Below are 1,175 nucleotides of genomic sequence, written 5' to 3' on the forward strand. Positions count from 1 at the left end.
CAAAAGAAGGGCTCGGTAAATGCGATTGCATTTAAGAACGAATTATTTCGCCTTTGTGTGCTTGCCTATCATGCGAAGCAAGACGGCGCGTTCAAGCGTATAGAGATCCGTAATCCGGCGAAGAAAAGCGCGGCGTTAGCAGACCTAGTGTATGAGGCGGAGTGTATTGCGATCGGAGCTTCTACAGGCGGTCCCGTTGCATTGCGGGAGGTGCTAAGCGACCTACCCGTAAACGCTCCTCCCATCGTCGTGGCGCAGCATATGCCAGTAAATATGGGACCATCGATTCTGCGGGGGCTAAGTAGCAGTTTGTCGAGTCCAGTTCGCATGGCTGATGATGGCGTTGCCTTGGAGCGGGGAGAAATTTACTTGGCACCACCATCAGTAATTACTTCAGTTGTGCGGAGGCTAGGTCGCCTCGTATTCCGCCACGAAGTAGAACCACCGGACGCAACTTTGACTCCCATGATTGATCCCCTAATGCAGTCGATCGCGACGACTTGTAAGAGCAAGGCTGTGGGCGTGATTCTTACCGGGATGGGCAAGGATGGCTCAGAGGGTTTGCTTGCTATGAAGAACCAGGGGGCGTGGACTATTATTCAGGATGAGAAGACATCTGTTGTATTTGGTATGCCGAAGCAGGCTGTTCTAGTGGGAGCGGTTTGTGAAGTCGCTCCCTTGCCGTCCATTCGTGAGCGTATGCTATTAGCTTCTGCTAAAAAACAGAGCGTAGCCTAAAGGTTCTTGACCCAACCCTTCTCTATTGCACCCTCAATTAACATAGTCACGTAAGGCCAGAGCTTAGGGGCGTTGGCCTGTATTTCCCCCATACGTCCCATGACCTGGGTTCGGGTAATGCCGTTCTCTCGCCAGGTACCACCGCCACTATAGTAATTCAGCATGAAGGGATTAATCCTATCGATCGCCCGTGCAAAGCGCGCTTCAGCCGTCTTGCCCTCTTCAAACTCTTGCCACAGTTGCCAGATCTCTTTGCCCTGCTCATCAGGTAGCATGGAAAATATACGTTTGGCAGCCTCAACTTCACGCGCGGATGTATCGTCATGCCCCGCTTCATCATAGCAGTAGGTGTCGCCAGCATCGATTTCGACAAGATCGTGAATCAGTGCCATTTTAATGGTGTAAAGCTCGTCAATGGGCTGGTCTGCATGCTCTTT

At 51.7% G+C, this 1,175-nt stretch carries 2 protein-coding genes; one reads left to right on the plus strand and one right to left on the minus strand.

Going from position 1 to position 1,175, the window contains the following annotated elements:
- Positions 1-738 (plus strand): CheB methylesterase domain-containing protein (locus tag V6D20_00735; protein ID HEY9814323.1); only part of this gene is annotated, 738 nt, incomplete at its 5' end.
- Here V6D20_00735 and V6D20_00740 read toward each other — a convergent pair.
- Positions 735-1,175 (minus strand): HD domain-containing protein (locus V6D20_00740; protein ID HEY9814324.1); only part of this gene is annotated, 441 nt, incomplete at its 5' end. The two genes, V6D20_00735 and V6D20_00740, sit on opposite strands and share 4 nt — an antisense overlap.

It is taken from the genome of Candidatus Obscuribacterales bacterium (assembly GCA_036703605.1).
Classification (GTDB): domain Bacteria; phylum Cyanobacteriota; class Cyanobacteriia; order RECH01; family RECH01; genus RECH01.